We start from the raw sequence: 25122 nt of genomic DNA, 5'->3' as shown, positions 1-25122 counted from the left end.
GCGGGCCCGCCCGGGCGCCCCACCCGCTCAGGCGGGCTCCCCGCCCACGAGCAGCCCCGCGCAGCGCCCCGTCGCCAGGGCCTCCTCGACGGCGTCGCGGTAGGGCTCCGGCGCGATCCCCCGCGCCCGCACCCACTCCTGGTCGTAGTAGCTGTCGCGGTAGCGGTCGCCGCGGTCGCACAGCAGCGTCACGACGCTGCCGCGCTCGCCGGCGGCCCGCATGCGCTCCACGACGTGCAGCGCGGCGACGAGGTTGGTGCCCGTCGAGGGGCCGGGGGCGATGCCCAGCACCGCGGAGACCGCGTGCATCGCCGCCACGGACGCGCCGTCGCGCACGGCGAGCACCTCGTCGACGACCTCGGGCAGGAAGGAGTCCTCCACGGCCGGGCGCCCGATGCCCTCGATGCGCGAGCCCGGGCCGACCAGGTCGCGGCGGCCGGTGCGCCACGCCTGCGCGTACACCGAGCCCTCCGGGTCGCCCACCGCGATGCGGGTCGGGCGGCGGGTGTAGCGGCAGTAGCGCGCGATGGTGGCGCTGGTGCCGCCGGTGCCGGCGCCCACGACCACCCACGCCGGCACGGGGTGGCGCTCGTCGGCGAGCTGCTCGAAGATCGAGCAGGCGATGTTGTTGTTGCCGCGCCAGTCGGTGGCGATCGAGGCCAGGCCGAACTGGTCGAGGTAGTAGCCGCCGCTGCGCGCGGCCAGCTCGCGCGCCGCCGCGCCGATCCCGGCCGCCGCGTCGACGAGCTCGCAGCGCCCGCCGGAGGCCTCGATGAGCTCGACCTTGCGCCTGCTGGTGGAGGAGGGCACGACCGCGACGAAGTCCAGGCCCAGCAGCCGCGCGAAGTACGCCTCGGAGACGGCCGTGGACCCGCTGGAGGCCTCCACGACCGTGCCGCCCTCCCGGATGCGCCCGCCGACGAGGCCGTAGAGGAACAGCGAGCGCGCCAGCCGGTGCTTCAGCGAGCCGGTCGGGTGCGAGGACTCGTCCTTGACGTACAGGTCCACGCCCCACGAGCTCGGCAGCGGGAAGCGCAGCAGGTGGGTGTCGGCGCTGCGGGTGGCGTCGGCCACCAGCTCGCGCACGGCCTCGTCCGCCCACCGGCGTGCGGGATCCACCGGGTTCCTCCTCGGTCTGCGTCGGGGCCTCGTCGGGCTGGTCGTCCTCGTGGTGCTCGAGGCTAGTGCTCCACCGCCGTCGCCGAGCCGACCGACGCCAGCAGCCAGCGGGCGATCTCCTCGCCGGCGGCGGCTCCGGCCGCGGCGGTCAGCTCGGCGCCCGGGTGCTCCCAGCCGGTGCGCAGCAGCTCGCCGTGCCGCGGGCGGCGGGCCCGCTCGGCGGCCACGAGCAGGTCGACGTCGAGCAGCGAGTCCCCCGCGGCCACGAAGCCGTCCGCACCGCGGCGCTCGACGACCTCGGCGACGGCCGCGGACTTCGTCAGCGGCCGCGGCACCGCGTACAGCTTGCGGCCCTGCAGGGAGACCGCGTAGCCCCAGCCGTCCAGCAGCTCCACCAGCTCCCCCAGGCGCGGCCCCTCCAGCTGCGGGCGCTGGCCCTCGCGCAGCACGACGTAGCCGAACAGGTCCGGCACCAGCCGGACCGCGGGCTCCTGCGAGCCGGGCGCGGCGGCGAGCAGCTCGGCGGCCAGCTGCCGCAACCGGGCGTGGACCTCGGCCAGCGGCGCGCAGCCCGCCAGGCGCGAGCGCACCCGGGCCGCCCAGCCCGCGTCGGCGGCGCCGTCGACGAGCAGCACCCCGCCGTTGGCGCACACCGCGTGCCGCGGGGGGCGCTGCGGCCAGCGGATGCGCCGGTACTGCTCGGGGGTGCGGGTGGTCACCGGCACGAACCACCCCGAGGCGACGAGGTCGCCGAGCACCCGCCAGGCCGGCGGGGTGACCCAGGAGATCGTGCGGCCCTCGTACTCCTCCACCGCCACCAGCTGCTCGACGTCGGCCTGCGCGGAGCGGGCGGAGAACACCAGCGTCTGGTCGAGGTCGCTGGCCGCGAGCAGGCGCCCCATCAGACCGCCCGGCCGTCGGCGCCGGTGGCGCCGCGGGTGAAGCGGGGGTGGACCAGCCCGACGGCGGCGTAGGCCAGGCCGGGGACCTCCTCGACGGGGACGCCGCGCTGGGCGGCGAGCAGGCGCACGTGCGCCAGGTCGCCGGGGTCGGTCAGCTCCGCCTCGGGGCGCACCAGCACCCGCCACGGCACCCGCCGCAGCAGCACCCGCGTCGTCTCCCCCACCCCGGGCTTGACGAGGTTGACGTCGCCGATGCCGTAGTGCTCGCTGATCCGCTCCACCTGCGCCCAGCCGGCGAAGCTCGCCGCGCGCTCGCCGCCGCGCACGGCCTCCAGCGCGGCGGGGACCTCGGCGGCGACGTCGTCGAAGCAGCCGCTGACGGCGTCCAGGAAGACCCCGGACACGTCGGAGCCGGCCAGGTCGGCGTAGAACTTCGCGCCGTGGAACTGCCCGGGCCGCAGCAGCCGGTCGTTGAGCACGGTGCGGCTGACGAGCCCGGAGACCGTGGAGTTCAGGCAGGCCGAGGGGATCAGGTAGTCCTCGCGGGTGCCGAAGGTGCGCACGCACCGGCCGGGGTCGGCCAGCACCGCCAGGTCGTCGCTGAAGCCGCGCACCCCGCCGGCCGCCAGCGCCGCGGACAGCTCCCGCGCGATGGCGCCCTTGCCCGTCCAGCCGTCGACGAAGACGACGTCGGCGGGGTCGTGGTGGGCGGCGATCCAGCGCAGCGCCACCTCGTCGATGCCGCGGCCGCGGACGATGGAGACGGCCACGTGCGGCCAGCGCAGCCCCGAGCGCAGCGCCCAGCGGCGCAGCAGGATCCCCACCGGCGTGCCGGCGCGGGCCAGCGAGGCCAGCAGCAGGCCCTCGCCCCGCTCGGCGCGCAGCAGCTCGGCGACGACGCCCACCCCGAGCGCGACGCGGCGGGCGGTGCGCTGCAGCGCCTCGGTGAACAGCCGCTGGTACTGCTCGTCGGGCTGGTACTCCACCGGCAGCGACTCGGCGTAGTGCGCACCCCCGCTCTGCACGGCCTCCTCGCGCTCCTCCGCGGGCGCCTCCAGCTCCAGGCCCGACAGGTCGGTGAGCAGCCAGCTGACCTCCTCGGGCAGGTAGGAGGAGAAGCCCGGTCCCGACAGCGGTCGCGGCAGCGGGGCGGTGGCGGCGCCGGTGGTGGGCGTGGGCGGCGCGAGGCTCACGTGGGGTCCTTCCAGGAGTCCGCGGGCAGGGTGACCAGCAGGAGCCGGTCGGTGAGCGGCGCGAGGGCGGCGACCACCCCGTCGTCGGCGTGCAGCCGGGCGGGGTCGGAGGCGCTGTCGACGACGAGGACGAGGGCGTCCCAGGGCACCGCGCGGCGCACGTTGTGCGCGTAGCGGGGACCGGGGCCGTCGAGGGCCGGGTCGTGGCTGGTGAAGGCCACCGAGCTGCGGACGGCGTAGTCGCCGGCGTCGACGGCCAGCACGGGTGAGCGGGTGGTGGAGGAGAAGCGCACCCGGCCGGGGTGGCGGGCGGCCAGCTGGACGGCCACGGCCAGCGGCGCGTGCATGAGCTCCTCGCTGCCGAGCACGAGGACCTCCTGCGCACCGCGCAGCTCGGCGAGCAGGTGCCGGGCGAGGTCGGCCCCGGCGAGCAGCTCGGCGGCGGCGGGCGGGGTGCCGAAGCGCGCCGTCGTCGCCACCCCGCTCGGCCAGTCCACGCGCACGGGGGTGACGTCGACCGGGCCCGGCCGGGGCACCGGCACGACGGGGGCGACGGCCTCCACCAGCCGCCGGCCGCGCTCGAGCACGTCGGCGGGCAGGTCCACGCCGCCGCTGACGAGGCTGACGACGTCGATGCGGGTGCCGAGCTCGGCGGCCAGCGCCGCCAGGCGCTCGCGGTCGGCGGCGGAGCGGACGTCGACCAGCCCGGCCACGACGTAGCGCTCGCGCGCGGTGCGGGCGTGCAGCTCGCGCACCGTGTTGGCGACGGTGCGCCCGGTGGACAGCTCGTCGTCGACGAGCACCAGGGGTGCGCCCGGGTCGGCGAGGGCGGCCAGGACGGCGGGGTCCGCCGGCAGCAGCCGGTGGCCGGTGGCGTGGGAGTGCTCCTCCTCGAACCCGGCGTAGCCGCGCGCGCCCGGCGCGGCGCGGCGCGTGGAGTGCAGCCCCGCGCAGCCGAGCGCGTCGGCGACGGTCTGCCCGAGGCCGGTGGCGGTCTCGGCGTAGCCGACGACGAGCGCGTCCGGGCGCGCCGCCGGGCGCAGCGCCCCCGCGTGCACCGCGGCCGTGGCCGCCGCGTCCCCGGCGAGGGCGGCGCGCCAGTCGGCGGTCCGCGCCCCGGGGGCGTCGGGCACGCCGAGGACACCGGCGACCCGCTCCCCCAGCCGCAGCCCCGCGGCGCGCACCAGGCGCGGGTCGGTCGGCACGTGCTTGCCGAGGACCCGGCTGACCAGCAGGTGCGCCCGCCGGGGGTTGCGCCGCAGCGCCAGGCCCAGCAGGTCGGGCAGGGTCAGCCCGTCGGCACCGGGCGGCCCGGACAGCCGCACGCCGAGGCGGTCGGCCACCCACCCGCCGGCCCAGCCGGCGCCCTGCGCCAGCCCGCCCTGCGCCAGCCCGTCCTGCGCCAGCCCGTCCTGCACGCTCACGCCCGCACCCCTTCCCCGGCGGCGGCGAACGCCTGCCACGCGTCGTCCTGCGCCTTCAGCAGGTGGGCGTAGGAGACGTCCTCGCGGGCGACGCCGAACGCGTCGGCGCGCGCGAGGACGCGCTCGGCCCAGGCGCGGTGCGGACCCGCCTCGTTCATCTTGTTGCGGTACGCCGACGCCATGGCGCCGCCGCCGCTCTGGCCCACGACGTCGGAGGCGTCGCAGAAGTCCTCGTGGGTCACCACCGACATCGCGTGCACGACGGCGACGTGCGAGGGGTGGATGACCGTCTTGCCCTGCAGGCCGTTGACCTGGTCGAGGACGAGCTCGCGCACGAGGCCGTCGAGGTCGTCGGCGATGAGCTGCTCGCGCAGCTGCTCGGCGCCGGAACCGGTGAAGGGGCCGGCGGCCAGCGGCGTGCGGAAGACCCGCTCGCCGGAGGTGAAGTGCTCCCAGACCGGGGCGGTGATGGGGTACCCGCTGCCGTCGGAGCGGCCCAGCACGTTGATGACGTCGCCGAGGACGTCGGCGACGACGCGCACGTCCCACACCGTGGACCCGCGCGGGCGGCGCAGGCCGTACGCGGCGGACAGGTCGGTGGCGCCGGTGCGCACCGCCAGCACGAGGTCGCGGTGGGCGTCGAGGACCTCCCGGATCCCGGCCAGCGCCGCGTGCCGGGTGTCCAGGTGGGCGATGTCCCGGCTCTCCAGCACGGGCATCGCCCACAGCCGCCGCCCGGCCCGCTCGGAGGCCTCCCGCACCGCCTCCATCCACCGCTCCGGCGGCGGCTGGCCCGCACCGCCGAACTTGGGCACGACGAAGCCCAGCAGGCAGTCCAGGCCGACCCCGCTGCGCTGGACGAGGTCGATGAGCTGCTCGGGGCTGCGCGTGCGCACGAAGAGCATCAGCGGAGCGCCGTCGGCCCACTCCGCGGTGCGGGCCAGGCCCGCCAGCTCGCGCACGAGGGTCTCCTCGGCCTCGGCGACCCGGTGGTCGGGCACCGAGTCCTCCAGGCAGACCACCGCCGAGCGCACCCCGCGGCGGACCAGCCGCAGCAGGTCGCCCGCCAGCCGCTGCCGGGTCGCGGGGCAGTAGATCGTGGCGCCCAGCGCGACGGCGAGCGCGTCGCGACCGGCGGTGACGTCGACGGGGCGCGGCGGCTGCAGGAACAACCGGCGGGTCTGCTCGTCGTCGAGTGCGGAGAAGTGGCGCACGGCGTCCTCGTCAGCTGATCGGGTCGGGAGCGCCTCGCAGGCCGGGCCGACCGCTCACAGGTGGGGCTTGACCGCGGGCAGCAGGTCGCGGATGGTCCGCCCGCTGGCGGGTTCGCCGATGGCCGTCATGGCCCAGCCGGAGCCCTCGCGGGTGAGCTTGGCCATGATCTGCGCGGTGTGCGGGCCGGCCTGCGACAGGGCGTAGCGGGCGAGCTCCACCTGCTGCGGCTGGGCGGCGTCCACGAGGCGGCAGAAGGCGTTCTGGACCGAGGAGAAGTCCTGGCCGGTGAAGCTGCTGACGGTGAACACCAGCGTGCTGACGGCCGGCGGCACCGCGGGCAGGTCGACGTAGATCGTCTCGTCGTCGCCCTCGCCCTCGCCGGTGAGGTTGTCGCCGGTGTGGGTGACCGAGCCGTCCTTGCTGCGCAACTGCTGGAACCAGACCTGGTCGACGAGCTTGCCGGCCGCGTCGAAGAGCAGGACGCTCGCGTCGAGGTCGACCTCGACCGCCTTCTTGCGGAACAGGCCCTTGGCGACCGCGTCCCAGCCCAGCCCCATGAAGACGCGGGTGAGGGTGCCACCTCCGCTCTTGGTCAGCGACAGCTTCTGGCCCTTGTTCAGGCTGACGGCCACGGGGATCTCCTCGGGTTCGGGATCGGGTGGAGCGGGATCGGGTGGGACGGGGTTGGAGCGGGGCCGGAGCGGGTAGTGCAGCGGCGACGGGTGCCGACCCCGCGGTGCGGGGTCAGGACGGGCGCGGCACGGTGCCGTCCGCGTTCCAGTCCAGGTCGAAGCCGTAGGCCAGCGCCACCTCGCGCACCGGCCCGTCGAAGAACTCCGCCTCGCGGCGCACGACGAGGTCGCCGCCGACGTCGTGGACCGAGGCGAGCGCGCAGGTGCGCGCTCCCGGGGGCGCCGGGCCCGCCCACAGCTGCAGCGCGCCGCCGCCGCGGCGGGCGATCGTCAGGTGCGGCGCCAGCCGGGTGAGGTCCGGGGGCCGCGGCCCCACCGCGTACGCGTAGAACACCATCCGGCGCAGCAGGTCCAGGTGGCGCGCGTCGGCGAGGACCTCCTCGCCGGCCTCCTCGCTGCGCGCCCCCAGGCGCAGCACCTGGCGGGCACCGAACCCCGGCGCGGCGAGCAGCTCACCCAGGGACTGCAGCGCACCCGCGTGACGATCGCGCGTCTCCCACAGGCACCCCAGGTGGACGTCGGACGAACGGCGCAGACCGGCCGCGGTGACCAGCTGCTCCCACTGCAGCAGGACCCGCAGCGTCCCGCTGGAGCGCTCGGCCGCCGGGATGGTGCGCACCGGGTCGTCCTCGTCGAGGACGACCCGCCGCTCGCCGGCGCGCGCCTGCCCGACGACGGCGACGGGCGGTGGCGGTGGCGGTGCACCCGGCGCAGCGGGGACCGGCGCCCGTACGAGCCCCGGCGCCCGCACGGGTGCCGGGGCGGGCGTGCGCACGGGTCCGGGTGCGGGCGCCCCCACGGGGCTGTGCACCGCGGCGGGTGGTGCCGCGGGCGCGGCACGGGGTGGGCGCAGGTGGTCGCCGAGGGTGCGGGTGCTGCGGCGCGGGCCCGGCCGGCCGAGGAAGTTGTGCACCTCCTCGGCCGGGCGTCCCCCCTCGCTCACCACGTCTCCCCCACCTTCGACTCGTCCCCGGACCCTGCGCCCACCGCTCCCGGCGCGGGGTCAGCCCGCGCGCGCGGGGTGCGTCTCGACGTGGGCCTCCTCCGGGTGCGCCCGGTTGTAGCGGATGGAGCTGATGAGCGAGGCCACGATGAAGGCCAGGCCGATGAGGCCGGTGACGACCTCGGGGATGTGGATTTCGATGCTCAGCAGCAGGATGGTCGCGAGGGCGCCGATGGCCCACAGGGCGCCGTTCTCCAGGTACGGGTACTGGGCGAGGGTGCCCTCGTCGACCAGGTGCACCGTCATGGACCGGATGTACATCGCCCCGACGCCGAGGCCGATCGCGATGATGACCGGGTCGGAGGTGATGGCGAAGGCGCCGATGACCCCGTCGAAGGAGAACGAGGCGTCCAGGACCTCCAGGTACAGGAAGAGGAAGAACGCCGCCTTGCCGGTGGCCCTGGCCGCCCCGCTGGGGCCGCTGGGACGGGTCGCGGCGGTCGCGCCGGCCCCGTCGCGGTGCTCGGCGCCCTCGGGGTGCTCGGAGTGCTCGACGTGGTCCTCGACGTTGAACAGCTCACCGAGGCCGTTGACGAGCAGGTAGGTCACGATGCCCGCCAGGCCGGCGGCCAGGACGGTGCGGCCGTGGTCGGTGGCGAACGTCTCCGCGGTGACGAGCAGCACGGCGCCGGCCACGATGACCTGCACGTACTCGAGCTTGCCGACCTTCTCCAGGGCGCGCTCGAGCGGCCCGATCCAGTGGTGCTCCTTCTCCCCGAAGATGAAGTTCAGGAAGAGCATCAGCAGGAACATGCCGCCGAAGGCCGCGATGGTGGGGTGCGCCTGGTTCAGCTGGTAGCCGTAGGTGCCGGGGGTCTCCGGGTCCCCGCCCTCCAGGGCGAGCCGGACGACCTCCACCGGCCCCAGGCCGGCGGTGACGCTGACCAGCACGATGGGGAAGACGAGCCGCATGCCGAAGACGGCGATGATGATGCCGACGGACAGGAAGATCTTCCGCCAGAAGTCGCTCATCCGCTCGAGGATGGTGGCGTTCACCACGGCGTTGTCGAACGAGAGGCTGATCTCCAGCACCGAGAGGATCAGGACGAGGAAGATCGCCTGGAACAGCCCCAGGTGGGCGGAGAGCCCGTACCAGGCGGCGAGCACCAGGCCCAGTGCGGTCACGATGAAGGACCAGCGGTAGGTCTTGAGGATCACCTGTCAGCTTCCTGTTCATGCGGAGCCCGTGCGGGCCGGACTCCGAACCCTACTCACGGCCCGACGGGGGACGCGCGGGCGCGCGCCGTCCCCGGGCGGGGACGGCGCGCAGCCGGGTGGGTCAGACGCTGACGCCGAAGTCGGTGGCGATGCCCCGCAGGCCGTTGGCGTAGCCCTGGCCGACGGCGCGGAACTTCCAGTCGCTGCCGTTGCGGTACAGCTCGCCGAAGACCATCGCGGTCTCGGTCGAGGCGTCCTCGGACAGGTCGTAGCGGGCCACCTCGGTGCCGCCCTCGGCGTTCACGACGCGGATGAAGGCGTTGCGGACCTGGCCGAAGGACTGCTTGCGGGTGTCCGCGTCGTAGATGGCGACGGTGAAGACGACCTTCTCGATCTCCGCGGGCACGAGGCTGAGGTCGACGTTAATCTTCTCGTCGTCGCCGTCGCCCTCACCGGTGCGGTTGTCACCGGTGTGCTCGACCGAGCCCTCGGGGGACTTCAGCTGGTTGAAGAAGACGAAGAAGCCGTCGTTGGGGACCTTGCCGTCGGCGCCGACCATGATGGCCTGCGCGTCGAGGTCGAACTCCGAACCGGTGAACGAGTTCGCGTCCCAGCCCAGGCCGATGACGGCCTTGGTCATCCCCGGCGCTTCCTTGGTGAGGGAGACGTTGCCGCCCTTGCTGAGGCTGACGCCCATGGTGTGTGCTCCTTCGTCCGTGCTCGTACGTGGTCGGGTGCTTGCAGACGGCCCAACGATCACCGTCCCGCCGGAGTGCCCGGCGGCGCCGGGGTCAGTCTCGACCGCCGGAGAACATGCCGCCCAGCGCGCCGAGGCCGTGCTGGTCGGGCTTGGCGCTGTTCTTCACCAGCGCCTTGGCGAAGGCCTCGATGGTCACCGACTGCAGGATGACCCGGCCGTTGCCGCGCAGGGTGGCCAGCGTCAGGCCCTCCCCGCCGAAGACGGCGCTCATGATCCCCTGCCGGTTGAGCCGGCCGACCGTCTCCACCCCGTAGCTGATGCGGTCGTCCCAGGCCACGATGCAGCCGGTGTCGACGCGCACGGTGCCGCCGTAGTCGGCGGGGTTGATGTCGATGAAGTCGCCGGCCCCCGCGATGAGCAGCGAGCCGCGGCCGGTGAACCGCTCGAGGATGAAGCCCTCACCGCCCAGGACGCCCTGCCCGAGGCCGGAGAAGGCGATGTCGAAGTGCACCCCGGCCTCGGCGGCCACGAAGGCGTCCTTCTCGGCGAACCACGTCGTCGAGCCGTCCAGCTCCAGGTGGCGCATCTCGCCCGGCAGGACGCCGGCCAGCCCCAGCAGGCCGTCGCCGCCGGGGGTGTGGAAGTGCTGGAAGGCGAAGGACTCCCCCGCCAGCACGCGCTTGCCCGCCGCGGCCGCCCCGCGCAGCAGACCGCCCAGGCCGGCGGCGCCGCCCTCCTTGCCGTGCGGGTCGCGCGGGGCCGTCAGCTTCGTCTCCATGACGACGTCGCCGGAGCAGAAGAGGAACTTGCCCGCCTCGCAGTACAGGGTCTGGCCGGGGCGCAGCGTGACGACCGCCATCTGCGTCGTGGAGCCCACGAGCTGCACGTCCAGGGTCATGGGCCCTTCCTACCGCACGCGGGGGCCGGGGGCCGGGCCCGTGCGCGACGGGGCCCGCGGGGGCGGGGGCGGGACGGGGGTCCACCGGGCTCACAGGTCGAGGTCGCCGCGGCGGAACTTCGCCTCCAGGAAGCGGCTCTGCCGCTGCTGGCGCTCGACGTCGGCGTCGTGCACGGCGTCGCGCAGCTGCTTGCAGCCCTCCACGAGCAGCACGAGCTGGCTGCGCAGCTCCTGCGCGGGGGTGGTGCCCCGCGGGGTGCGGTGCTCGCGCGCGTAGTCGTCGGGCAGCGCGAGGTGGTCCTCCACCGTGCGCGGCAGGTGCTCACCGGCCAGGGCCCGCAGGTCGTGGCGCACCTGGGCGTCGCCGTCGCGCTCGCCGGTGCGGGCCAGCAGCGGGCCGAGCAGGTCGGCGACCTCGTGGACGAGCGCGACGTCGGCCGCCTCGAAGCGGCCGGAGGTGTCGACCCGGTGCACCGCCGCCGCCAGCGCCCGCTGCGCCGGGTCCTCCTCCTGCGCCGCCGCGGCCGCCGGCGGGCCGGGGTGCGGCGGGAGCGGGGAGGCGGCGGGCGCGGCCGGGACCGTCGCGGCGGGCCGGGTCGGCGCGAGGGTGAGCAGCCCCTGGCGCATCGCGCGCTTGCGCAGCCGGCGCAGCCGGCGGCGGCGGCGCTGCTCGTTCTCCCAGACCGCGTTGACCGCGACCCAGGCCCACATGCCCATGAAGCCCAGGGGCCACCACAGGACGTAGAGCAGGATCCAGGCCCCCAGGCCGACGTAGCGCACGAGCTGGAAGGTCGGGTCCGACACGTGGCCCAGCACCGGCAGCTGCACGCCCGGCGGCGGTTCCAGCTCCTCCTCCGGCACCGCCAGGGGCAGCGGCGCGGAGCGGGGCACCACCTGCGAGGGCTGCTCGTGGTGGACACCGTGCTGGACCTCGTGCTGGACCTCGTGCTGGACCTCGTGGCGGTCGTCGGCTCCCCGGCTCAGGTCGATGCCCACGGCGGTCTCCTACAGGTCCAGGTCGGAGCGGCGGAACTTCGCCTCCAGGAAGCGGCTCTGCTGCTGCTGGCGGTCCAGGTCGGCGTCGTGCACGGCGTCGCGCAGCTGCTTGCAGCCCTCCACGAGCAGCAGCAGCTGGGAACGCAGCTCGTCGGCCGGGGTGGTGCCGGCCGCGGTGCGGTGCTCGCGGGCGTAGTCGTCGGGCAGGACGAGGTAGTCCTCGACGGTGCGCGGCAGGTGCTCGCTGGCCAGGGTCTCCAGGTCGTGGCGCACCTGCGCGTCGGCGCCGCGGGTGCGCAGGTGCGCCAGCAGGGGCCGCAGCAGCCGGTCGACCTCGCGCACCAGCTCGACGGCCTCGGCGTCGAAGCGGTCGGCGGAGGTCTCCACGCGCACCAGGGTGGCGGCCAGGCTGCGCTCGGCGGCGGCGACCGAGGCCTGCTCGGGCGGCAGGGCGGCGGGGCCGGCCGGAGCGGTGGCGGGTGCGGCCTCGAGCACCTGCTCGCGGCGCCCGCGCAGCTCCCGGTGGCGCTGGCGGCGGCGGGCGCGGATGCCCTCGCGGTGCCCGCCGCCGGCCTGGCGCAGGTAGCCGAACAGCGGGCCGCCGAGCATGAGCATGGCGAGCCCGAGCCACCACACGCCGTTGGCGAAGGCGATGATCCAGCCGGTCGTCCACGCCGCCCCGAGCAGCCCCACCGACTGCGCCGACCAGCCGCCCCCGCCGGCCTGCTCCTGCGGCGCGGGTGCGGGCTCGCGCGGCCGGTACGGCGCGGGCGGCGGGGTCGTGCGGGCCACCGCCGACCCCGTCGGCCTCGCCGCGACGGTCGCCCCCGTCGGCCCGGTCGGTCCCGCCGGCTCCGCGGGGCCCGCCGCGCCGGGCGGCTGCCGGTGCACGGACACGTCCTCGGGGGCGTGCCCGACCGCGCGCGCCCCGGGGTCCTCGCCGCCGGCGGCGCTGCCCTTGCCCAGGTCGACTCCCACGGCGGTCTCCTACAGGTCCAGGTCGGAGCGGCGGAACTTGGCGTCGAGGAAGCGGCCCTGCACGCTCAGCCGCTGCGCGTCGTGGTCGTAGACGGCGCGCTGCAGCTCGCGGGCGCCGTCGGCGAGCAGCCGCAGCTGCGCGACGAGCTCCTCGGCGGGCGTGCTGCCGGAGGGGCCGCGGCTGGTGAGGGCGTAGTCCTCGGGCAGGTCGAGGTAGTTCTCCAGCGCCCCGGGCAGGTACTCGGTGACGATCGCCTCGAGGTCGTGCAGCGCCTCGACCTCGGCGCCGCGCTTGGCGACGTGCGCGAGCAGCGGGCGCAGGACGTCCTCGATCTCGCGCACCGCGGGGACCGCGCCGTCGGGCAGCCGGCCGCCGTTGCGGTTGGCGGTGCGCACGACGTCGTGCAGCCGCTCCTGCAACCGGGTCGCCGGGTCGGCCGGTCCGGGTGCGGCCTGCACGGGGGACGGCCGCTCGGGCTGCGGCAGCGCGTGCTCCGCCCCCGTGAACGCCGCCTTGATCCGCAGCCACGTCGAGTTCGCCATGATCGAGTGCACCAGCCCCAGTCCCCACGTGCCCGTGGCCAGGAGCCAGCCCAGCACGCCGAGCAGCAGTCCGTCCATCGTGATGAGCGTCGCCGCGCCGCCCGCGGCGAGCAGGTACCCCAGGGCCGCCAGCACCCAGGTGGGCCGGCGACCGCGCAGGCCCATGTAGAGGAAGGCCAGCCACGGCAGGCCCACCGCGGGGATCGCCAGCCACCAGGAGTTCGCGACCCGCCAGGTGCGGCTGCGCAGCCGCCGGGAGACCAGCTCCGCCGGCGCCTGCGCCGGCCCGCGGCGCACCGGAGCCGAACCCGCCGGTCGGGTGCCGGCGCGGCGCAGCGCCCGCGACGGGCGCTCCCCCGTCCCCGGACCGCCCACGGCGCTCACCGTGGACCTTCGAGGGCGGGACCACCACCCTGCTCCCCGTTGCGGGCCCGCTCCAGGTAGGAGCGCGAGCGCTGCACCTGCCCCTCGAGGGCGTCGACGGTGGTGGCCATGCTGACGACCGCCTGCTGCTTGAAGACGTCGATGGCGTCCATCGTGGCGAAGACGTTGTCGAAGGCCTTCTGCAGCGTGCCCACGTCGACCATGGCCGTGGAGGCCTGCTCGTGGATCTGCGCGGTCTGCTGCTTGAGCATCTCCGAGGTCGACAGGATCATCTGGTTCGTCGTCGTGTTGAGCGCGTTGATCTGGTCCAGGACGAGCTTCTGGTTGGCCAGCGCCTGCGCCACGATGACGGCCGTGCGCAGGGCCGCCACCGTCGTCGTCTGCGCCCGGTCGACACCCTTGATGAGCTCGATGTTGTTCTTGCGCACCAGGTCCAGCGCGAGGTAGCCCTGCACGCTGACCGCGAGCTGGGTCATGAGGTCCTGGTGGCGCTGGCGGATGGGGAACAGCGCGTCGGCCGTCAGGGCGTCGGCGGCCTGGGGGTTGCTGACGCGCAGCTCGTCGATCTTCGCGACCGTCGCCGCGTCCAGCGCCTTGGCCAGGGTGGAGTACTCGGTGAGCTTGCCCATCGTCGTCCAGAGGTTCTGCTTCTCGGACTCGATGGAGGCGTTGTCCTTGCGCAGCTCGTCCTGGCCGCTGGCGAGGGCCTTGATGATCGCGTCGAGCTGGGACTGCGCGTCCTGGTAGCGCTCGAAGTAGCGCTGCACCTTGCTGCCGAAGGGCAGGATGCCCAGCAGCTTCTTCGCGCCCTTGAGGTCGGCGCGGCCCGGGTCGAGGTCGGTGACCGTCTGGCGCAGCTGCAGCAGGGTGTTGGCCACCTTCACCTGCGCGTCGGCACCGGGGCCCGTCGCCTTCTGGCCCTTGGCGCCCGCGAGGCTGGAGGCGGGGCGCTCCAGCATCCGGTTGGACACCTGCGCGCTGGAGCGGATCTCCTGCTCGCCCATGCGCGTGATGTCGTCGACCTTCTTCTGGAAGGCCGGGCTGCGCGGGTCCTGCGCGGCGAGGTCGGCGACGAAGGCCTGCGCCTTGCGGTGCAGCTCGGCCCTCGTCGCCTCGTCGAGGGGGATCATCCCCTCGGCCTGGTCGTCGGCGACGACCGGCACCGGGGCGGGCGGCGTCAGCTGCAGGTCCGTGGCGGGGGGCGCGGCCGGGGCCGCCGGCGGCTCCAGCGGCTTGCTCAGGTCCAGCGACTCCGACATCAGGTGGTTCCCCTCGTGCTCGACAGCGTGCCGCCCGCGCCACCCGGCGTGCGGTCCATCCTAGGTGCGCCGCGCGCGGTCGTCCGATCATCACCGGGCGCGCGCAGCGCGGTCATCCACCCCACGGTGGAGACCCCGGCGCCGCGCGTCGTCCTCACGAGGGGGGCAACGCGCACCCCCCGCGCGAGGTGCCCGGCCCGGCGGCCCACCGGCCGCGGCTCACCACTCCTCCTCCTCGCGGTCGCGGCGGTCGTTCTCCTCGGTGCGCCGGCGGGCGGACTCCAGCGCGTGCGCGGCCTCCTCGCGCGTGGCGTAGGGCCCCATGAGGTCCTTGGCCTGGCCCTTGCGCTCGAGCTCCTGCACCTCGCCGGTGGACACGTCGTAGTAGTACTGCGTCGCCATGACCGCATCCTGGCCCGTCCGGGCGGTGCGCGCACCCGACCTAGACTCGGGACCATGAGCACGGCGACGGCACCCGTGGGCACGCTCGTGCCCGGCACCCTCTCCCCGCGACGCCCGGTCCCCGCGTCGATCCCGCGGCCGGAGTACGTGGACCAGCCGGCGCCGGCGCCCTACACCGGCTCGCACGTCGTCGACCCCGAGGGGATCGAGCGGATCCGCCGCGCCGGCAGGCTGGCCGCGCAGGCGCTGGAGCTCGTGGGGCAGCACGTCGTGCCGGGCACGAGCACCGACGAGCTGGACCGCATCGGCCACGAGTTCCTCTGCGACCACGGCGCCTACCCCTCGACGCTGGGCTACCGCGGCTTCCCCAAGTCGCTGTGCAGCAGCGTCAACGAGGTGATCTGCCACGGCATCCCGGACTCGACGGTGCTGCAGGAGGGCGACATCGTCAACCTCGACGTCACCGCCTACCTGGACGGCATGCACGGCGACACCAACGCCACCTACCTGTGCGGCGAGGTGGACGAGGAGTCGCGGCTGCTCGTCGAGCGCACCCGCGAGGCGACGGCGCGCGGCATCAAGGCCGTGGCGCCGGGCCGGGCGATCAACGTCGTCGGGCGCGTCATCGAGAAGTACGCCCAGCGCTTCGGCTACGGCGTCGTGCGCGACTTCACCGGCCACGGGGTGGGCCCGGCCTTCCACTCCGGCCTCGTCGTGCCGCACTACGACGCCGCGCCCGCCCACGACACCGTCATGGAACCCGGCATGGTCTTCACCGTCGAGCCGATGCTCACGCTCGGCACCCACGAGTGGGACATGTGGGAGGACGGCTGGACGGTCGTGACCCGCGACCGCAGGCGCACCGCCCAGTTCGAGCACACGATCGTCGTCACCGACACCGGCGCCGAGGTCCTCACCCTCCCCTGACGCGCCCTCCCCGCGCCGTCAGCCGTCCCGGGGCACCCGGGGACGGGCCGCCGCGTTGGACGGGACGTCGCCCACCGCGGGCGGCCACCCGCTCGAGGAGGACGAGAGTGAACACGCTGTCCCGCCCGGTCCGCGGCAAGGTCGTCGCCGGCGTCTGCGCCGGGCTCGCCCGCCGGTTCGGCCTGAGCCCCACCGTCGTGCGCCTGCTGTTCGTGCTCAGCTGCGTGCTGCCCGGCCCGCAGGTGCTCGTGTACGCGGCGCTGTGGGTCGTCGTGCCCAAGGACGCCGGCCGCTGAGCGGAGCCGGTTCCCGGCCGTGCCCGCCGCCCGCGCCCTAAGCTGACCGCGTGACCACGACCAGGCGGACGAGCACGACGAGCAGGAGCGGCACCGGAGCGGCCGCGAGCGCGGCGGGGACGGCCGGCACGGCCGTGTCGACCTCCACCCCGGCGGGCGCGCGCGGCGCGCGGCTGGGCCTGGGCGTGGACATCGGCGGCTCGGGCATCAAGGCCGCCCCCGTCGACCTGGCCGCCGGGCACTTCGCCGCCGAGCGCGTGCGCGAGGTCACCCCCCAGCCGGCGACGCCGGCGGCCGTGGCGCCCGTGGTGGCCCAGGTGCTCGCCTCGTTCGAGGTCGCCGACGACACCCCCGTGGGCATCACCTTCCCCGCGGTCATCCAGCACGGCATCGCCCGCAGCGCGGCCAACGTGGACGACTCCTGGATCGGCACCGACGCCGAGGCGCTGTTCGCCGACGCCCTCGGGCGCGACGTCCTCGTCGTCAACGACGCGGACGCGGCCGGCTACGCCGAGACGGTGTTCGGCGCGGCCAAGGGCGTGCACGGCGTCGTGCTCGTGACGACCCTGGGCACCGGCATCGGCAGCGCGCTCATCGTCGACGGCAAGCTCGTGCCGAACACCGAGCTGGGCCACCTGGAGATCGACGGCCACGACGCGGAGAAGAAGGCCGCCGACGCCGCCCGCGAGCGCCACGACCTGTCGTGGTCGCAGTGGGCCAAGCGCCTGCAGCGCTACTACTCCCACGTGGAGGACCTGCTGTGGCCGGACCTCATCGTCGTCGGCGGCGGCGTCAGCAAGAAGCACGAGAAGTTCCTGCCGCTGCTGGACCTGCGCACGCCCATCGTCCCCGCGCAGCTGCGCAACGACGCCGGGATCATCGGCGCGGCCTCGCTGGCCGCCGCGGCCGCCGGCCGCGACCCGCGCGAGGTCTGAACCCGGCGCGGGACCTGCCGACAGGTGGCCCAGGCGTACTAGTGTCCGCGCCATGACTGACGCGACGCCGCGCCTGGGCCTCGGCCTCTTCGTCCCGCAGGGCTGGAAGCACGACCTCGTCGGGGTGGACCCCGCCGAGCAGTGGCCGGTGATGCGCTCGCTCGTGCAGCGCGCCGACGCCGGCGACGTGTGGGACTCGGTGTGGGTCTACGACCACTTCCACACCGTGCCCGAGCCCACCGACCAGGCCACCCACGAGGCGTGGACGCTGGTGGCGGCGTTCGCGGCCGTCACCTCCCGCATCCGGCTGGGCCAGATGTGCACCTGCACGAGCTACCGCAACCCGGCCTACCTGGCCAAGGTGGCCGCCACCGTCGACGTCGTCTCCGGCGGCCGCGTCGAGATGGGCATCGGCGCCGGCTGGTACGAGCACGAGTGGCGCGCCTACGGCTACGGCTTCCCCTCGGCCGGCGAGCGCCTGGCCCGCCTCGACGAGGGCGTGCAGATCATGGCCCAGCTGTGGCGCGAGGGCGTGTCGACCTTCGCGGGCAAGCACTACACCACCGACGGCGCGATCTGCCGGCCGCTGCCGCTGCAGGAGGGCGGCATCCCGCTGTGGATCGCCGGCGGCGGTGAGCGCAAGACGCTGCGCACGGCCGCCAAGTACGCCGACTTCACCAACTTCGACGGCACGCTGGAGGGCTTCACGCACAAGTCCGAGGTGCTCGCCGGGCACTGCCGCGACGTGGGCCGCGACTTCGCCGCCATCACGCGCACGGCGGACTACACCGTGGCCGTCGGGCGCGACGAGGCCGAGGTGCGCGAGCGCCTCGCGGCCCGCCGGGCGGTGCTGGAGCAGCACGTCAGCGCCGAGGCCGTCGAGCGCGAGCTGGCCCCGCTGGACCCCGCGCAGGCCGCCGGGGTGGGCACGCCCGAGCAGATCGTCGAGAAGCTGACGCCGCTCGTGCGCGCCGGGCTCGGGCACGCGAACTTCTACTTCGCCGAGGCCGCCACCGACACCAGCGGCATCGAGCTGTTCGAGCGCGAGGTCGCCCCGGCGCTGCGGGCGCTCTGAGCCCGCAGCGCCCACCCCGCCCGCGCCGGCGGGTCAGGGGCGCTGCGCGTCCGTCACCGCACGCACGACGCCGATCCACAGCGGCAGCGCCACGAGGTGGGCCACCGCGCTGAGCACCAGCAGCGCGGTGACCGCCCCGGCGGAGCCGTCGGCGACGCGGTGGGCGGCGGTGGCGCTGCCGACGGCCACCAGCCAGGCCGCCCACCAGGTCCCCAGCGCGGGTGCGCCACCGCGGCGGGCGCGGGGCGCGGAGGCCGTCCAGACGTCGCTGACGAGCTGGTGGGGCACGAAGACGCAGGCGATCGGCAGGAACCAGCCGAGCCAGGTCCACACCCCGCCCCGCCGCGGCCGCGCGGCCGGGCTGATGCGGGCGGCGTTGGCGCGGGCGCGCACCAGCCAGACGGCCGTCACGACCAGCGCCGCCAGCTGCACGCCCGTCAGCCCGGCGGTCACGACGAGACCGGCCACCGCACCGGCCAGCGACTGCTGCGCCAGCACCCAGCCGGCCACGTCGAGGACCGTCCCGGCCGCCAGGAGGCAGGACAGCACGACGACGCCGGTGGCCAGGCCCGCCAGCGGCCGCAGCCCGGTCACGGGCACCGGAGCGCCGGTCGCAGCGGGGGACCAGGCCGCAGCTCCCCCGCCGGAGGCCCCGGCCGCCGTCCAGGGCGCCGGGGCGGGTGCGCCGAAGCGGGCGGACGGGGCACCGGGGGCCGCGGACCCGGCGCCGAGGGGCGCGGCGGAGAACTCCCCGCGCGGCGGGGCGAAGAAGGGCACCTCGGTGACCGGCCGCCCGCCCGCCGGCTGCTCGCCGGATCGCCACTGCTGTCCCGTCACGTGCCCGTCCCCCGTTCCGCCGCCCCGGCTCCCGGGACACCTGAGAACACTGTGAGTCAGCACTGGACGCAGACGGTGATCTCGTGTCGGTGATCCACCCGGACGGCGCAGCGGCGGGGACCGCGCGGGCCTGCCGCGGTCCGCTCCGCCAGGCGGCATGCTGGCCCCGTGAGCGGGACGGACGAGACCGGGCGCGAGAGCGGACCCGAGAGCGGCGGGCAGGGCGCGTGCGCCTTCTGCGGCGCACAGGGCGAGGACGCGGCCGTCGAGGCCGCCGAGCGGCTCGGCGTCGTCGTGCACGTCTGCGGCCGCTGCCGCGAGCGCTTCGCGGCCGGCACCGCACCCGCCGCTCCCGCGGACCCGCCGCCGGGCACCGGCCCGGACCTGCCGCCCACGCTCGGCCAGCAGACGTCCGCGGTCGTCGCCCACGTGCAGCGGATGGCGCGCGTCGTCGCCGGGCGCACCTGGCGGGAGGAGGACTGCGCGCGGTGCGGGGCTCCCGTGCACGTGCACCCCGACGCCGCGGGCGAGCCGGTGCGGCTGGCCAAGGACGCGGTGCTGGCCACCAGCGTCCCCGTCGCCGACCGCTGGCAGGTGCGCGGCGGGCACGCCGAGCGCGTCGGCCACGACGACCCCGAGCAGGTGGGGGCCCGCGTCCTGCACGAGGCGGTCTGCCCCGCGCACCCGGTGCCGGACAACCCCCGGCTGGCGCGGATGTGGCACGCGAACCTCGCGGGAGCCGACCCCGGGACGCGCTGACGCGGTGCGGGTGGGTGGACGAGCCGGCCTGTAAGCCGGATCCTGTGCCCGCTCCGAGGAGCGGCGGCGACCATCCCTCTAGGACGTGCGTTGCCGCACGCCTCCAGCGACCTACCCGGCAGCTCGGGCGGGCCGCCCTCGAACGCTGCCTGTCTGGTCTTGCTCCGGGTGGGGTTTGCCGAGCCGCACCGGTCACCCGGTGCGCTGGTGGTCTCTTGCACCACCGTTTCACCCTTACCGCCCCGATCGCTCGGGGAGGCGGTCTTCTCTCTGTGGCACTGTCCCGCGGGTCACCCCGGGTGGGCGTTACCCACCACCCTGCCCTGTGGAGTCCGGACTTTCCTCGGCGGCCGGCCCTGCGAGCAGGCCCGGCCGACGCGGCCGCCCGGCCGACTCGTCCTCCGCCACCCTAGCGCCCGCGCGCACCCGGCCCGTCCACGCCGCAGGCCCCGCGGCGGCGCCGGGCGCGAGGGCTAGCCTTCCGCCTCGTGCTCGTGCTGCTCCCCCCGTCGGAGTCGAAGTGGGCGGGGCCGCGGCGCGGCACCCCGGTGCGCCTCGACACTCTGACCGCCCCCGCGCTGACCGCCGCCCGCGAGCAGGTGCTCGACGCGCTCGTGGCCGCCTCCGCGCGCGCCGACGCGCTGGAGCTGCTCGGCGCCGGCGCGAGCCTGGCCGACGTGGTCGCCGCCAACACCTCCCTGCGCGAGCGGCCCGCCGCCCGCGCCGCGCAGGTCTACACCGGGGTCCTGTTCGACGCCCTCGGCCTGCCGTCGCTGCCCGCGGCGGCCGCACGGCGGGTGCTCGTCGTCTCGGCGCTGTGGGGGGTGCTGTCCCCGCGCGACCGGGTGCCCGGCTACCGGTTGTCCATGGGCACCGACCTGCCGGGCACCGGCCCGCTCGCCGCGTGGTGGCGGCCCCGGCTGGCGGAGGTCCTGCGCCCGCAGGGGCTGGTCGTGGACTGCCGGTCGGCGGCGTACGCGGCGGCCTGGGTGCCCGACGCCGACACCGCGGCCCGCACCGTCGCGGTGCGCGTCCTCGCGGGCGGCAGGGTCGTCTCGCACGCGGCCAAGCACACCCGCGGGCTGCTCGCGCGTCACCTGCTGACCCGCGGCGGCCGCGCCCCGCGCACCCCCGCCGCGCTCGCCGACGCCTCGGCCGAGGCGTTCGAGGTGCGGCTGCGCGAGCCCGTCCGGCACGGCGGGTCGTGGACCCTGGACGTCGAGGCCCGCTGAGGTGTGGTGGACCTGCGGCCTGGCCGGGCTCGCCGTGCTCGCCGGTGGCCTGCTGGGCGGGGAGGACGTGGCGCGGGTGGCCGGGCGCGCCGGTCCGGTGCTGGCGTTCCTGGTGGCCGTCACGGTCGTCGCCGAGCTCGCCGACGCGGCGGGCGTGTTCGACGCGGCCGCCCGGCTGGCGGCGCGGGCCGGGCGCGGGCGCACCTGGCGCCTGTGGCTGCTCGTCGTCGCCCTCGGCACCGCGGCGACGGTCGTGCTGTCGCTGGACACCACCGCGGTGCTGCTGACGCCGGTCGTCCTGGCGATGGCGGCGCAGCTGCGGCTGGCCCCGCTGCCGTTCGCGCTGACGACGGTGTGGCTGGCCAACACCACCTCGCTGCTGCTGCCGGTGTCCAACCTCACCAACCTCATCGCGCTGGACACCCTGCGCTCCCTCGGCGTCGAGGGCACCGCCGGCTTCACGGCCCTGACGTGGGCGCCGTTCCTGGCCGGGCTCGCCGGTGCCGTCGCCGTCCTGGGGCTGGCGCACCGGCGGGACCTGCGCGGCGGCTACGCGCTGCCCGGGGACGCGCCGCGGCGCGACCCGGTGCTCTTCGGCACCGCCGCGGTCGTCTGCTGCCTGCTGGCGCCGGCGTTCGTCAGCGGGGTGGAGCCGGCCGTCCCGGCCGCGGTCGCGGCGCTCGTCCTGGTCGTCGTCTTCGCGCTGCGCCGGCCCGGTGCGCTGCGCCCCGCGCTGCTGCCGTGGCGCACGGTGGTCCTGGTCAGCGGCCTCTTCCTCGTCGTCGAGGCCGCGCAGGCGCACGGGCTGACCGACCTGCTGCGGCCCGTGGCGGGCGGCGGGGAGGGCTTCCGGGCGCACCTGCGGCTGGCGGCCACGGCCGCGGTGAGCGCCAACGTCGCCGACAACCTGCCGGCCTACCTGGCCGTGGAACCGCTCGCGGGCAGCGCCGCCCGGCTCGTGGCCGTCCTCGTCGGCGTCAACCTGGGCCCGCTGGTGACGCCCTGGGCCTCGCTGGCGACGCTGCTGTGGCTGGACCGCTGCCGCGCCCGCGGCGTGCACGTCCCGCTGCCCCGCTTCGCGCTGCTCGGGCTGGTGGGCGCGGCCGTCTGCGTCACCGCGGCCGTCGCCGCGCTGCAGCTCACCGCGTGAGCGTGCGGGAGGGCGGGGCGGAGGACGACGGGGCGGCGGCCAGCAGCGCGGCCAGGGCCCGCCGGGTGGGGCTGCCCGCGGCCACGTAGTCGTCGTGGTCGCAGCGCGCGGGCACCGGCAGCGCGCGGGTGCCGGGCAGCGAGAGCGGGTCGCGCCCCAGCCCCAGGCGCAGCCCCAGGACCTCGCGGGAGGTGCGGGGCACGAGGCGGACCGGGTCCGCCTCGCCCAGCGCCGCCCAGCGGCGCACCCCCGCCGGCAGCCGGCCGTCACCCACCCCGGGGCTGGCGAGGTCGACGACGTCGCTGACGCCGTGCGCCCGCCCGTCGGCGAGCGCGCGGGCGCAGACGGGGCTGCCGTAGCTGTGGCACACCAGCACCACCGGCCGCTGCGCGGAGGCCAGCGAGCCCAGGAAGCGCCGCAGCCGGTCCCCGCCGACGCGGGCGGCCTCGTCGCGCAGCGCCTGCGGCCCCAGCGAGGCGGGGCTGACGTAGTCCGCCCACGCCACGACCGCCGCGGCCGGGCCCGCGTCGGTCGCCAGCGCCCGCGCCGCGGCGAGCAGGGTGCCGTCCTCGAAGCTGTCGAGGTCGGTGCCGACCCCGCCGACGACCACGGCCACCGAGCGGGCGGTGGCCAGGTCGCCGAGCACCTCGCTGACCAGTCCGCGACCTCGGGCGTCGAAGGCGAGCAGCTGGCGGCCGGGGGCGGCCAGCGCCGCCAGCGCCCGCGCGCGCCGGGTCCGCCCGCCCTCCCCCGCACCGGAGCGCTCCTCGGCGCGCTGGGCGGCCAGCACGGCCCGCCGGGTGGCCGCGTAGCGGGCGGGCAGCTCGTCCTGCGCCCCCACCACCGCCACCGGGGCCGGGCGGGCGGGAGCCCCGGCCTGCGCCAGGCCCAGGGCGGTGGTGCCCAGCAGCGTGCAGACCAGTGCGAGCACGGGCACCAGCCCGCTGCGGCAGGCGGTCGACAGGTCGTCCACGAGGACCTCCGGAGGAGCCGACGGGTGCCGCTGGACTGCGCGGCGCGACGGCTCCACGCTCCCGGCGGAGGCGGCCCGCTCCCAGCGCGCTGACCGCCGGGTCCGGCTGCGTGGCGACCGCCGGCGCGGAGCTCGTGCCAGCACGAGGGACGGGACGGCGGCGCGCCGCTACCGTCCACCAGGTGGACGGGACGAGGGCCGTGGCCGGCCGCCTGCTGCGCGCGCCGGTCGCGCGCCGCACGTGGGCGGACCTGCTGCACCACGTGCTCGCCCTGCTGCTGGCGGTGCCGGGGGTGGCGTGCGTGCTGCTGCTGCTGGCCGGTGCCGCGCTGTCGGTGACGCTGCTCGGGCTGCCGCTCGTCGCGCTCGCCCTCGGCTGCGCCCGCCGCCTGGCCCGGGTGCACCGCGCCCTCGCCCGCCGCCTGCTCGGGGTGGCCGTCGAGGAGCCGCAGCCCCGCCCGCGCAGCACCTCGCCGCTGCGCGGTCTCGGTGCAGCGCTCAGCGACGCCACGGCCTGGCGCAGCGTGGGCTTCGTGCTGGTGCAGGCCCCGCTGGCCTTCGTGGGCCTCTACGCCCCCGGGCTGCTCGTGGCGGTGCTCGCCGAGACCGTGCAGCGGTGGTCCACCGGCCGCGACGACAGCGCCCCGGGCCTGCTGCCGCTCCTCGTGCTCGCCGCCTTCCTCGGCCCGTGGCTGCTGCGCGCCGTGGCGCTGCTGGACGGGGTGCTGGTGCGGGTGATGATCGGGCCGGACCCGCTGGCCACGGACGCGGCGCGCCTGCGCCGCAGCCGCTCGGCCGCGCTGGAGGGCTCGGCGGCGGAGGTGCGGGCCATCGAGCGCGACCTGCACGACGGCACCCAGGCCAGGCTGACCGCGATCGCGCTGCACGTGGACATGGCCCGCTCGCAGCTGCGCGGCCCGGACGCGCCCGGGCGCGCCGTCGAGCTGCTGGACGTCGCGCACACGACGACCGTCCAGGCCATCACCGAGCTGCGCACCATCGTCCGGCGCATCCACCCGCCCGCCCTCGACGACGGCCTGGGTCCCGCGCTCACCGCGCTCGCCGAGCAGTCGGCGCTGCCCGTGCGCACCGAGCTGCACCTCGTCGGGGCACGGTTGTCCCCCGCGATCGAGACGATGGCCTACTTCTGCGTCACCGAGCTCGTCGCCAACGCCACCCGCCACGCCGAGGCGGGCGAGGTCCTCGTGCGGGTGGCCGCCGGCCGCCGCCGGCTGCGGATCCTCGTGCGCGACGACGGCCGCGGCGGGGCGGACCCGGCCCGCGGCAGCGGGCTCCGCGGCCTGGCCGACCGGGTGGCCACCGTCGACGGCACCGTGCGGGTGCGCAGCGCACCGGGGACCGGCACGAGCGTGCGCGTCGAGCTGCCGGTGCGCGCGTGAACCGGCGGCTGGGGGTCGTGCTCGCCGAGGACTCCGCGGTCCTGCGCGAGGGCATGGTGCGGCTGGTGGAGCTGCGCGGGCACCAGGTGCTGGCCGCCGTCGGCGACGGCGAGCAGCTCGTCGCGGCGGTCGACGCGCACCGGCCCGACGTGGTCGTCACCGACGTGCGGATGCCCCCCGGGCACACCGACGAGGGGTTGCGCGCTGCGCTGGAGTGCCGCCGCCGCGCTCCCGGGCTGCCCGTGCTGGTCTTCAGCCAGTACGTGGAGACCCGCATCGCGCGGGAGCTGCTCGCGGGCCCCGCGGCGGGCGTGGGCTACCTGCTCAAGGACCGGGTCGCCGACTCCGCGGAGTTCCTCGACGGTGTCGAGCGGGTGGCGGCGGGGGGCACCGCGCTGGACGCGGAGGTCGTCGCGCAGCTGCTGCGGCGGGGGCGCGACGCGCTCGCCGAGCTGACCCCCCGCGAGCGGCAGGTGCTGGCCGCGATGGCCGAGGGGCTGTCCAACGCCGCGATCGCGGGGCGGCTGGGTGTCGGCGAGCGCTCGGTGGAGAAGCACGTCGCCGGCATCTTCACCGCGCTGGACCTGCCGCCCAGCGAGGACGAGAACCGTCGCGTCGTCGCGGTGCTGCGCTGGCTGCGCCACGCCGGGAGCGCCTGAGGACCTCCGGGCG

24 protein-coding genes, 1 other RNA gene and 1 pseudogene are annotated in these 25122 nt (G+C 76.3%); 9 read left to right on the top strand and 17 right to left on the bottom strand.

The window, feature by feature from the left end; genetic code table 11:
• Positions 1 to 27: 27 nt before the first annotated feature.
• The 14 genes and pseudogenes from ACRYM2_RS08825 to ACRYM2_RS08760 form a co-directional block, all read right to left on the bottom strand.
• On the bottom strand, positions 28 to 1119 hold the full coding sequence (locus ACRYM2_RS08825) for a PLP-dependent cysteine synthase family protein (protein WP_432521534.1): 1092 nt from the start codon (positions 1117 to 1119) through the stop codon (positions 28 to 30).
• A gap of 62 nt (positions 1120 to 1181) precedes the next feature.
• Positions 1182 to 2021 carry an HAD family hydrolase gene (locus ACRYM2_RS08820; protein ID WP_432521532.1) on the bottom strand — a complete coding sequence of 280 codons (840 nt, stop codon included), beginning with the start codon at positions 2019 to 2021 and terminating at the stop codon, positions 1182 to 1184.
• Positions 2021 to 4632, bottom strand: a pseudogene (locus tag ACRYM2_RS08815) (phosphoribosyltransferase). Before ACRYM2_RS08815 ends, ACRYM2_RS08820 begins: the two are co-directional and overlap by 1 nt.
• Before the next feature lie 2 nt (positions 4633 to 4634).
• Positions 4635 to 5852 (bottom strand): HpcH/HpaI aldolase/citrate lyase family protein, encoded by a 1218-nt coding sequence (locus ACRYM2_RS08810; RefSeq protein WP_432521531.1) that lies wholly within the window; start codon positions 5850 to 5852, stop codon positions 4635 to 4637.
• Positions 5853 to 5906: 54 nt separating this feature from the next.
• The gene (locus ACRYM2_RS08805) at positions 5907 to 6485 is read right to left on the bottom strand and encodes a TerD family protein (protein WP_432521529.1); all 579 of its coding nucleotides are present in this window, start codon (positions 6483 to 6485) and stop codon (positions 5907 to 5909) included.
• Between the two features lie 112 nt (positions 6486 to 6597).
• Entirely contained in the window at positions 6598 to 7488 is an 891-nt protein-coding gene (locus ACRYM2_RS08800) for a hypothetical protein (protein WP_432521527.1), read from the bottom strand.
• 60 nt (positions 7489 to 7548) lie between these two features.
• Positions 7549 to 8706, bottom strand: coding sequence for a DUF475 domain-containing protein (locus tag ACRYM2_RS08795; protein WP_432521525.1), 1158 nt, complete (start codon positions 8704 to 8706; stop codon positions 7549 to 7551).
• 121 nt (positions 8707 to 8827) lie between these two features.
• Positions 8828 to 9403 (bottom strand): TerD family protein, encoded by a 576-nt coding sequence (locus ACRYM2_RS08790; protein WP_432521523.1) that lies wholly within the window; start codon positions 9401 to 9403, stop codon positions 8828 to 8830.
• Between the two features lie 94 nt (positions 9404 to 9497).
• Positions 9498 to 10304 (bottom strand): AIM24 family protein, encoded by an 807-nt coding sequence (locus ACRYM2_RS08785; RefSeq protein WP_432521522.1) that lies wholly within the window; start codon positions 10302 to 10304, stop codon positions 9498 to 9500.
• 90 nt (positions 10305 to 10394) lie between these two features.
• Positions 10395 to 11300, bottom strand: coding sequence for a hypothetical protein (locus ACRYM2_RS08780; RefSeq protein WP_432521520.1), 906 nt, complete (start codon positions 11298 to 11300; stop codon positions 10395 to 10397).
• A gap of 9 nt (positions 11301 to 11309) precedes the next feature.
• Entirely contained in the window at positions 11310 to 12278 is a 969-nt protein-coding gene (locus tag ACRYM2_RS08775) for a hypothetical protein (RefSeq protein WP_432521519.1), read from the bottom strand.
• Between the two features lie 9 nt (positions 12279 to 12287).
• On the bottom strand, positions 12288 to 13205 hold the full coding sequence (locus ACRYM2_RS08770; protein WP_432521518.1) for a hypothetical protein: 918 nt from the start codon (positions 13203 to 13205) through the stop codon (positions 12288 to 12290).
• Positions 13202 to 14464 (bottom strand): toxic anion resistance protein, encoded by a 1263-nt coding sequence (locus tag ACRYM2_RS08765; RefSeq protein WP_432521517.1) that lies wholly within the window; start codon positions 14462 to 14464, stop codon positions 13202 to 13204. The genes ACRYM2_RS08770 and ACRYM2_RS08765 overlap by 4 nt, the downstream gene beginning before the upstream one ends.
• A gap of 219 nt (positions 14465 to 14683) precedes the next feature.
• Positions 14684 to 14866 carry a hypothetical protein gene (locus ACRYM2_RS08760; protein WP_432521516.1) on the bottom strand — a complete coding sequence of 61 codons (183 nt, stop codon included), beginning with the start codon at positions 14864 to 14866 and terminating at the stop codon, positions 14684 to 14686.
• Between the two features lie 54 nt (positions 14867 to 14920).
• Between ACRYM2_RS08760 and map the strand changes: the two genes are divergently transcribed.
• The 4 genes from map to ACRYM2_RS08740 all read left to right on the top strand — a co-directional run bounded on the left by map (position 14921) and on the right by ACRYM2_RS08740 (position 18099).
• Positions 14921 to 15793, top strand: coding sequence for a type I methionyl aminopeptidase (gene map, locus ACRYM2_RS08755; protein WP_432521515.1), 873 nt, complete (start codon positions 14921 to 14923; stop codon positions 15791 to 15793).
• A 107-nt stretch (positions 15794 to 15900) separates the two neighbouring features.
• Entirely contained in the window at positions 15901 to 16089 is a 189-nt protein-coding gene (locus tag ACRYM2_RS08750) for a PspC domain-containing protein (protein ID WP_432521514.1), read from the top strand.
• 134 nt (positions 16090 to 16223) lie between these two features.
• Positions 16224 to 17024: a polyphosphate--glucose phosphotransferase gene (gene ppgK, locus ACRYM2_RS08745; RefSeq protein ID WP_432521550.1), complete on the top strand. Its 801-nt coding sequence runs from the start codon at positions 16224 to 16226 to the stop codon at positions 17022 to 17024.
• 73 nt (positions 17025 to 17097) lie between these two features.
• Positions 17098 to 18099, top strand: a complete 1002-nt coding sequence (locus ACRYM2_RS08740) for an LLM class F420-dependent oxidoreductase (protein WP_432521549.1) — start codon at positions 17098 to 17100, stop codon at positions 18097 to 18099.
• A gap of 33 nt (positions 18100 to 18132) precedes the next feature.
• Here the strand turns inward: ACRYM2_RS08740 and ACRYM2_RS08735 are convergent, their stop codons facing one another.
• On the bottom strand, positions 18133 to 18936 hold the full coding sequence (locus ACRYM2_RS08735) for a DUF4328 domain-containing protein (protein ID WP_432521512.1): 804 nt from the start codon (positions 18934 to 18936) through the stop codon (positions 18133 to 18135).
• 168 nt (positions 18937 to 19104) lie between these two features.
• On the opposite strand from ACRYM2_RS08735, the gene ACRYM2_RS08730 reads away from it, so the two are divergent.
• Positions 19105 to 19695 (top strand): DUF6083 domain-containing protein, encoded by a 591-nt coding sequence (locus tag ACRYM2_RS08730; protein ID WP_432521511.1) that lies wholly within the window; start codon positions 19105 to 19107, stop codon positions 19693 to 19695.
• 15 nt (positions 19696 to 19710) lie between these two features.
• On the opposite strand, the gene rnpB is transcribed toward ACRYM2_RS08730, so the two are convergent.
• An RNA gene (gene rnpB / locus ACRYM2_RS08725) (RNase P RNA component class A) lies at positions 19711 to 20092 on the bottom strand.
• Between the two features lie 91 nt (positions 20093 to 20183).
• On the opposite strand from rnpB, the gene ACRYM2_RS08720 reads away from it, so the two are divergent.
• Positions 20184 to 20927 carry a YaaA family protein gene (locus ACRYM2_RS08720; RefSeq protein WP_432521509.1) on the top strand — a complete coding sequence of 248 codons (744 nt, stop codon included), beginning with the start codon at positions 20184 to 20186 and terminating at the stop codon, positions 20925 to 20927.
• A 1-nt stretch (position 20928) separates the two neighbouring features.
• Complete coding sequence (locus ACRYM2_RS08715; RefSeq protein ID WP_432521507.1) at positions 20929 to 22077, top strand: SLC13 family permease; 1149 nt, start codon at positions 20929 to 20931, stop codon at positions 22075 to 22077.
• Here ACRYM2_RS08715 and ACRYM2_RS08710 read toward each other — a convergent pair.
• Entirely contained in the window at positions 22067 to 23050 is a 984-nt protein-coding gene (locus ACRYM2_RS08710) for an alpha/beta hydrolase (protein WP_432521505.1), read from the bottom strand. The genes ACRYM2_RS08715 and ACRYM2_RS08710 overlap by 11 nt on opposite strands.
• Positions 23051 to 23232: 182 nt before the next feature.
• Between ACRYM2_RS08710 and ACRYM2_RS08705 the strand changes: the two genes are divergently transcribed.
• Together ACRYM2_RS08705 and ACRYM2_RS08700 are read left to right on the top strand one after the other, a co-directional pair.
• Positions 23233 to 24450 (top strand): sensor histidine kinase, encoded by a 1218-nt coding sequence (locus tag ACRYM2_RS08705; RefSeq protein ID WP_432521504.1) that lies wholly within the window; start codon positions 23233 to 23235, stop codon positions 24448 to 24450.
• 8 nt (positions 24451 to 24458) lie between these two features.
• Positions 24459 to 25109: a response regulator transcription factor gene (locus ACRYM2_RS08700; RefSeq protein ID WP_432521547.1), complete on the top strand. Its 651-nt coding sequence runs from the start codon at positions 24459 to 24461 to the stop codon at positions 25107 to 25109.
• Positions 25110 to 25122 lie beyond the last annotated feature (13 nt).

This window comes from Kineococcus aridisoli (assembly GCF_050871885.1).
Classification (GTDB): Bacteria; Actinomycetota; Actinomycetes; order Actinomycetales; family Kineococcaceae; genus Kineococcus.
Note: the sequence above shows the minus strand (reverse complement) of the source record. Positions and strands in the feature narration are given on the sequence as shown.